This window comes from Burkholderia sp. E168m23, from assembly GCF_016586125.1.
Lineage (GTDB): Bacteria > Pseudomonadota > Gammaproteobacteria > Burkholderiales > Burkholderiaceae > Burkholderia > Burkholderia orbicola.
Genome location: NZ_BCPP01000255.1, coordinates 1 through 7,697, shown reverse-complemented (window position 1 = coordinate 7,697; position 7,697 = coordinate 1). Strand labels below are relative to the sequence as shown.

General features: G+C 67.7%; 8 protein-coding genes and 1 pseudogene. 3 read left to right on the top strand and 6 right to left on the bottom strand.

The window, feature by feature from the left end; all coding sequences use genetic code 11:
* From JMF90_RS15165 to JMF90_RS15155, 3 genes are all read left to right on the top strand, one after another.
* Positions 1 to 688, top strand: a 688-nt coding sequence (locus JMF90_RS15165; protein ID WP_305790746.1) for a styrene monooxygenase/indole monooxygenase family protein, incomplete at its 5' end; no start/stop codon positions are given.
* 5 nt (positions 689 to 693) lie between these two features.
* On the top strand, positions 694 to 1,221 hold the full coding sequence (locus JMF90_RS15160; RefSeq protein ID WP_011549044.1) for a flavin reductase family protein: 528 nt from the start codon (positions 694 to 696) through the stop codon (positions 1,219 to 1,221).
* A 36-nt stretch (positions 1,222 to 1,257) separates the two neighbouring features.
* Entirely contained in the window at positions 1,258 to 2,214 is a 957-nt protein-coding gene (locus JMF90_RS15155) for a transporter (RefSeq protein ID WP_011549045.1), read from the top strand.
* Between the two features lie 279 nt (positions 2,215 to 2,493).
* Here the strand turns inward: JMF90_RS15155 and JMF90_RS15150 are convergent, their stop codons facing one another.
* From JMF90_RS15150 to JMF90_RS15125, 6 genes and pseudogenes are all read right to left on the bottom strand, one after another.
* On the bottom strand, positions 2,494 to 3,468 hold the full coding sequence (locus JMF90_RS15150) for a type II secretion system F family protein (protein WP_011549046.1): 975 nt from the start codon (positions 3,466 to 3,468) through the stop codon (positions 2,494 to 2,496).
* A gap of 36 nt (positions 3,469 to 3,504) precedes the next feature.
* Entirely contained in the window at positions 3,505 to 4,482 is a 978-nt protein-coding gene (locus tag JMF90_RS15145; RefSeq protein ID WP_011695056.1) for a type II secretion system F family protein, read from the bottom strand.
* A 33-nt stretch (positions 4,483 to 4,515) separates the two neighbouring features.
* Positions 4,516 to 5,880: a CpaF family protein gene (locus JMF90_RS15140; RefSeq protein WP_011549048.1), complete on the bottom strand. Its 1,365-nt coding sequence runs from the start codon at positions 5,878 to 5,880 to the stop codon at positions 4,516 to 4,518.
* An 18-nt stretch (positions 5,881 to 5,898) separates the two neighbouring features.
* The gene (locus JMF90_RS15135) at positions 5,899 to 7,107 is read right to left on the bottom strand and encodes an AAA family ATPase (RefSeq protein ID WP_011549049.1); all 1,209 of its coding nucleotides are present in this window, start codon (positions 7,105 to 7,107) and stop codon (positions 5,899 to 5,901) included.
* 22 nt (positions 7,108 to 7,129) lie between these two features.
* Entirely contained in the window at positions 7,130 to 7,573 is a 444-nt protein-coding gene (locus JMF90_RS15130; RefSeq protein ID WP_011549050.1) for a TadE/TadG family type IV pilus assembly protein, read from the bottom strand.
* A pseudogene (locus JMF90_RS15125) lies at positions 7,570 to 7,697 on the bottom strand (pilus assembly protein); the annotation flags it as partial. The gene JMF90_RS15130 and the pseudogene JMF90_RS15125, both read right to left, overlap by 4 nt.

Here is a 7,697-nt window from a genome sequence, read left to right as displayed (position 1 = left end):
GCCGTATTCGCGCGTACGCTTCAACCTGCTGCCGGGCATCGGCGAGTATTTCGTGTTTCCCGCGCTGACCACCACGGGCCCATGCGAAATCATGGTGTTCGAAGGCATCCCCGGCGGCCCGCTCGACTGCTGGGCCGACGTGAAGACGCCCGAGCAGCATCTGGACCGCAGCCTGTCGTTCCTGCAACAGTACGTGCCATGGGAATTCGAACGCTGCCGCGACGTCGAACTCACCGATCCGAACGGCACGTTGGCCGGACGTTTCGCGCCGACCGTGCGCAAGCCGTTCTTCCGGCTGCCGTCGGGCCGCACCGTGTTCGGGATGGCCGATGCGGTGGTCGTCAACGATCCGATCACCGGCCAGGGCTCGAACAACGCCGCGAAATGCGCGAACGCGTATTTCGACGCGATCGTCGCGCGCGGCGCCGCGCCGTTCGGCGAAGACTGGATGCAGCAGACCTTCGAAGGCTATTGGGCCTATGCGCAGCATGTCGTGCGCTGGACGAACTCGCTGCTCACCCCGCCGCCACCGCACATCCTCGAACTGCTCGGCGCGGCCGGCCAGTCGCCGTCGCTCGCGAAAACGATCGTCGACGGCTTCGACGATCCGCGCCGGTTCGCGCCGTGGTGGTTCGAGCCGTCGGCGTGCGCGGCGCTGATCCGCGAACACAGTGTGCGTGCGGAGTAACCGCCATGGAAACGACCGTTACCGACCGCGCGGCCCTCGACCCGATGCAGTTGCGCGCCGCGTTCGGGCAGTTCCCGACCGGCGTCACCGTGATCACCACGTGCGCGGCCGACGGGCGCAAGGTGGGCCTCACCGCGAATTCGTTCTCGTCGCTGTCGCTCGATCCGCCGCTCGTGCTGTGGAGCCTGCGCAAGGTCGCGCCGAGCCGCCCGGATTTCGTCGCGGCCACGCACTTCGCGATCAACATCCTCGCGCACGACCAGATCGACCTGTCGCGGCGCTTCGCGACGCCCAGCGCCGACAAGTTCGACGGCGTGCCGCACGTGGCATCGGAGAGCGGCGGCGTGCCGTGTCTCGGCGGCGCGAGCGCGCGCTTCGTGTGCCGCAACGTCGGCCACTACGAAGGCGGCGACCACCTGCTCTTCATCGGCGAGATCGAACGGTTCGACGCATTCGGCAAGGCGCCGCTCGTGTTCCATGCCGGCCAGTATCGCGCGATCGCCGATCATCCCGATCTTTTACGTGCCATTTAATTAGTCATACAAACGAATAATCAGGAGGTGGTGAACATGAAACTCGGCTCTCGCCTGCTCGTCGCCGCAGGCTTCGCGATCGCCGGCCTCGCCAGCCACGCGCCGGCCCACGCGGCCGATCTGCCCGCGGTCAACCTCGGCATGACCAGTTTCCTCGACGGGATGCCGCCGGCCGGCGCCGGCTGGTACGGCACGCAGTACCTGCAGTACTACACGGCCGGCCGCGTCAACGACAATGCGGGCAACAAGGTCGGGTTGCCGAAGCAGGACATCGACCTGTTCGCCGGCTTGAGCCAGCTCGTCTATCAGTCGCCGCTGACGTTCGCGGGCATGCATCCGGGCCTCGACGTGATCCTGCCGTGGATTGCGTCCGCGCGCACCGACGACGGCATCGGCAACGTCGCGCTGAATGCGCGCGCCGGCTTCGGCGATCTGCTGATCGGCCCGTTCATCCAGTTCGACCCGGTGATGGGCACGCAGGGCCCGCGCTTCGCGCAGCGCGTCGAATTCCAGTTCATCGTGCCGACCGGCGCGTACGATCCGTCGCGCGCGATCAATCCCGGCAGCCATTTCTGGTCGTTCGATCCGTACTGGGCCGCGACGCTGTGGCTCACGCCGAAATGGACCGTGTCGTGGCGGCTGCACTATCTGTGGAACGCGACCAACCATCAGCCGGCCACGGCACTCGGCCCCGACGTGACGTCGACGCAGGCCGGTCAGGCGCTCCACGTGAACTTCGCGACCGAGTACGAAGTGCGGCCCGGCCTGCGGCTGGGGCTCAACGGCTACTGGCTGCGCCAGACCACCGACATGAAGGCCAACGGGCAGGACGTGCCGGGCGCGCGCGAAGCCGTGTTCGCGATCGGGCCGGGGGCGATGGTCAGCTTCTCGCCGCACGATCACCTGCTGTTCAACGCGTACTTCGAGACTTATGCGCGCAACCGGCCGCAGGGCACGCGGATGGTGCTGCGCTACGTGCATCACTTCCAGTGACGCGCGGCGCGCCGGCTGCCCCGCCACGGGGCACCGCCGCTTCAACGGGTTAGCAGTAGGGGGCAGCCGTGAAGGCGGTGGACTACGGCTTGTTCCATGACCGACCATGGGTCCAGGATGCACTGACGCCGCTATGGTCGACCTGTCTCGCGGCGCCGCCTGGGGAGGGAGCCTCCATGAAGCCTGTTGCCGTGCCGGCCGCCGGATGGCCACCGCGTGGCCCCGGGGCCGGCACATCCGGCCTTTATCGATGCGCGCGAAGCCGCATCCGCGCGCCGCTCACGGCGCGACGCCAACGAACGTCGGCAGCAGCACGCGATACACGTGAATCATCGCCGGGCCGAGCAGCACCATCATCAGCGCGGGAAAGATGCAGAAGATCAGCGGAAACAGCAGCTTCAGCGCGATCTTCGCCGCGCGTTCCTCCGCGCGCATCCGGCGCCGCGTGCGCAGCATGTCCGACAGCACGCGCAGCGATTCGCTGATGCTCGTGCCGAACCGGTCGGCCTGGATCAGCATCGCGCAGAACGATTCGATGTCCTCCACGCCGGTGCGCAGCGCGAGATTGCGCAGCGCCGTCTCCTTCGTGAAGCCGGAGCGCATCTCGAGCAGCAGCAGGTCGAGTTCGCTCGCGACCACCTCGCTGCGAAACCGCAGCTCCTCGCTCACCTTCATCAGCGCCGCGTCGAGCCCGAGGCCGGCTTCGACGCACACCGTCAGCAAGTCGAGCGCGTCCGGAAAATCCTCGAAGATCTTCCGCTGGCGCACCTTGACCCGCTGCGACAGCACGATGTTCGGAATGTAATAGCCGATGCCGGCGAGCGCGACGAGGATCAGCGACAGCAGCGCACGCTCGTCGCCGAGCGACGTGGTGATCAGCGCCAGCAGCGCGGCGCACGGCAGGCCGAGCGCGAGCATCGTCTTCGCGGTGAAGTACACCGCGGCCGCGCTCTGGTTGCGCCAGCCGGCATTCATCAGCCGGATGCGCAACGGCGAATTCTCCCAGCCCTCCTTCGGCACCGACAGCTTCGAGATCGGGCTGGACAGCTCGACCAGCTTCGCGACCCAGCGCGACGCCATGTCGTCGCCGTCGCCCGCGCCGGCGACGCCGCCCGCCCCGGTCCCGCCGGCCTGCTGGAGCCGGCGCTGGATGCCGCGCGGCGCGAACAGCAGCATCGCGACGAGCACGCCGCCGGCCACGAAGATGAACAAGCCGCCCAGCATCACGGCCTGGACCACGCTCAGGTTTTGCATGACAACCTCGCAACGGTTCGTTATTCGGCTCGCGCGTCAGACGCGAATGCGCACGATACGGCGAATCCAGAACAGGCCGAACAGCATCGACACCAGCATCGTGCCGACCATCCGGATCCCCGCCGGGTCCTCCCAGAGCACCGACAGGAATTCGCGGTTCAGCAGCGCCATCACCGCCGCGGTGCCGAACGGCAAGAGCCCGAGAATCCACGCCGACAGCCGCCCTTCCGCCGACAGCACGCGCACCTTGTCGAACAGCTTGAAGCGCTCGCGGATCAGCCCGGCGATGCTCTCGAGCAACTCGGCCAGGTTGCCGCCCGTCTCGCGCTGGATCAGCACCGCGATCACGAAGTAGCGCAGGTCCTGCACCGGCACGCGCGTCGCGAGGTTCGTCAGCGCGTCGTGCAGCGACACGCCGTAGTTGACCTCGTCGAACGTGACGCGGAATTCGCCGCCCATCGGCTCGGAAAACTCGTCGCCGACCATCCCGAGCGTGCTCGTGAACGAATGGCCGGAACGCAGCGCGCGCGCGATCATGTCGCAGATGTCCGGCAACTGCCGCTCGAGCTTGCGCATCCGCTTGGCGCGGCAGCGCAGCACGTACGTCATCGGCAGCCACCCGGCGACCAGCGCGACCGGCACCGCGGCGAGTTGCGGCAAGCGGGCGAAACTCGCCACGAACCACGCGAGGGCCGCGAACGTCGCGCTGAGCGTGATCAGCTTCGGCAGCGTCCAGTCGAGGCCCGACTGCTGGATCACGAGGTCGAGCGCATGCACGCGCGGCAGGCGCAGCAGCAGCCGGTCGAACGGCTTCGACTCGTCGAGCATGCGCTTCTTCAGGATCGACAGCCGCTCCTGCTGGACGTTGCCGCCGGCCGACATCGCGCGAATGCGCGACTCGATCCGGCGCGCGGCGGCGCCGTGCCGCGCGTTCCACCATTGATAGATGCCCTCGATCGACAGCACGACCGCGACGAAGGTAAGAATCACAAAACCGTAAAAGATCGCATTCATGAGGCCTCCCCGGCAGCGCACGGCGCCCTGGCGTCAGTCCGTCTCGTAATGCACGGACGGGTCGTACAGCGAATCCGGCAGGTTGATGCCGAACGCTTGCAGCCGCTCGGCGAACTTCGGCCGCACGCCGGTCGCGCAGAAGTGGCCGCGCACCGCGCCGTCGCGGTCCACGCCCGTGCGCTTGAACGTGAAGATCTCCTGCATGTTGATGATGTCGCCTTCCATCCCGGTCAGCTCCTGGATGCTGACGATCTTGCGCTTGCCATCGGTCAGGCGCGCCGCCTGCACGACCACCGAGATCGCCGACGCGATCTGCTGGCGCATCGTCTTCGGCGGCAGCGTCAGGCCGGACACGCTGACCATGTTCTCGAGGCGCGTCAGCGCGTCGCGCGGCGTATTCGCGTGGATCGTCGCGAGCGAGCCTTCGTGGCCGGTGTTCATCGCGTTGAGCATGTCGAGCGCTTCGGCGCCGCGCACTTCGCCGAGGATGATGCGGTCCGGGCGCATCCGCAGCGCGTTGCGCACCAGCGTGCGCTGCGTGATCTCGCCCTTGCCCTCGATGTTCGGCGGGCGCGTCTCGAGCCGCAGCACGTGCGGCTGCTGCAGTTGCAGCTCGGCGGCGTCCTCGATCGTCACGATCCGCTCGTTGCGCGGAATGAAGCCGGACAGGATGTTGAGCAGCGTCGTCTTGCCGCTGCCGGTGCCGCCCGACACCAGCACGTTCACCTTCGCGCGCGACAGCGCGTCGAGCAGCTCGGCCATCGGCGGCGTCAGGCTGTGGTAGCGCACCAGGTCGTCCATCTTCAGCGGGTTGACCGCGAAGCGCCGGATCGACATCAGCGGCCCGTCGATCGCGGACGGCGGGATGATCGCGTTCACGCGCGAACCGTCCGGCAGCCGGGCGTCGACCATCGGGCTCGATTCGTCGATGCGGCGCCCGACGCGCGACACGATCTTCTCGATCACCTTCATCAGGTGCGCGTCGTCGTAGAACGTCACGTCGGTCAGTTCGAGCTGGCCGCAGCGCTCGACGTAGACCTGCCGGTACGTGTTCACGAGGATGTCGGAAATGCCGGGGTCGCGCAGCAGCGCTTCGAGCGGGCCGAAGCCGAACATCTCGTCGTACACGTCGATCGCGAGCTGGCGCCGCTCGATGTCGTTCGCCGGCAGCCGCTCCTCGTCGAGGATGCGCGCGATCAGCGCGCCGATTTCCATGCGGATCTGATCCTGATGCAGCCGGGACAGGCGCTCGAGCTCGACGCGCTCGAGCACCGCCAGATGAATTTCGCGGCGCAGCTTCTGGTATGCGTCGCGCACCGACGAATGCGCCGGGCCGGCCGCGTCACTGGCCGCCAGCGGCTGGGCCCGGTGCAAGGACATCTGTTCGCGCAATGACATGATGGTTCCCCGAAAGAATTACATCGACTTGAGCTTCGGCGTGGCCTTGCGGCCGAACAGCCGGGACATCAACGGTTCGCTGTGCGTCGCGCCGCGTCCCGCGCGCACTTCGCCGTCGACGAGTTGCTTCGCACAGCCCTGCAACGCCCGTACGACCGCCGAGCCGCGCGCGAGCCGCGACACCGGATGGCCCTGGTTGATCGCTTCGAGCACGGTGTCGGCGTCGTCGGGAATCGTGCAGGCCGCGTGCAGGCCGAGCACTTCCTCGAGCGCGGCGCGGGTCCGCTCGCTCGCGCGGGTCGTGCGGTTCACGATCAGCCGCAACTGGTCGGTCGAGTAGCCGAGCGACACGAGAATTTCCAGCAGCCGGCGGCCGGCGCGCACGTGCGGCATCGCGGGCTGCAGCACGATCTGGATCTGGTCGCTGCGATCGAGCGCGACCATCGACAGCGGGTTGATGCCGACGCCGACGTCGAAGATCACGAAGTCGTAGCGCGGCGCGGCGACGCCGAGAATCCATTCGAGCGCGTCCTCGCGCATCTCGGCGGCCTTGACCGGGTCGCCGGCGCCCGCCAGCACGTGGAAGTTTTCCGTCACGTGCGCGACGCTCGCGTCGAGAAACGCGCCGTCGAGCCGCTCGATCTGCGCGCACAGCTGCGGCAGCGTCGACGGCGGCGTTTCGTCGCTGACGAGGAATGCCGCGTCGGCGAACTGCTGGTTCAGGTCGATCAGCAGCACGCGGCGCTTGAAGCCCTCCGCGATCTCGAACGCGATGTTGCCGGCCGCGAAGCTCGTGCCGACCCCGCCCTTGCACGACATGAACGACACGATCCGCGTGTCGTCGGTATCGCGCCGCGTGCTTTGCGCGGCCGCCCGCCCGAGCGCGTTGCCGAGCGCCTGCGGATCGAGCGGCCACTGCAGCACGTCGCGGGCGCCCGCGCGCATCGCGTCGAGCAGCACGTGCGGCGATGCGTCGGCCGTCACGAGGATGCAGGTCAGGCCCGCATGCGCACGGCAGATGCGCTCGATCGCCGACAGCTCGGACGGCTCCAGCGACGTGCCGTCGATCAGCAGGATGTCGAACGCATCGAGCCCGTCGGTGCGATGCTCGATCTGCGACGGGCGGCCGGTGGCGCGCGTCGTGCGATAGCGTCCGCAGTCGGCCACGAGACGCGCGATCTGCGTGAGCCGCGCGGTATCGTCGGAAGCTACGAGGATGTTGATCATGTCGTGTGCCTCGTCTTTTCGATTAGTTGCAGGCGGAACCGCCCGTCGCGGAATTCAGGCTTTCGCGCGGCAGCGTCGTCGTGAACGGCGGCATCCTGACCGTGACGTTCATGAACGGGATCATGGTCTTGACGGTGACGTTCGTGACGCTCACCGTCACGAACGAGCACGTGTTCACGTCGCAGCTCGACGGCGTGTAGTTGACCGACACGTTCGCGCTCGACAGCAGCGGCAGCAGCGATCGCACGCGTTTCACGACACCCGCGGCGTTCACGTCGCAAACCACCGCGGTGCGCGCGCCGAGGCGCACGGCCTCGCTCGCGGTGTTCCAGTAGAACAGCACGCGGCCGAACTCGAAGATGCCGATCAGCAGCATGATCAGCACCGACGCGATCAGCGCGAATTCGACGATCGCCACGCCGCGCTGCGCGCGCCGGCGTGACAGTGGAAAATGGCGCGCGTTCATGACACCTGCCTCATCACGGTGACGATGTTGCCGAAGGTGATCGACGGCAGCCACGGGTACGCGGGGATCGGCTGGTACTGGTAGCCCGAGATCTTCACTTCGACGACGTTGATCGCGCCCGTGG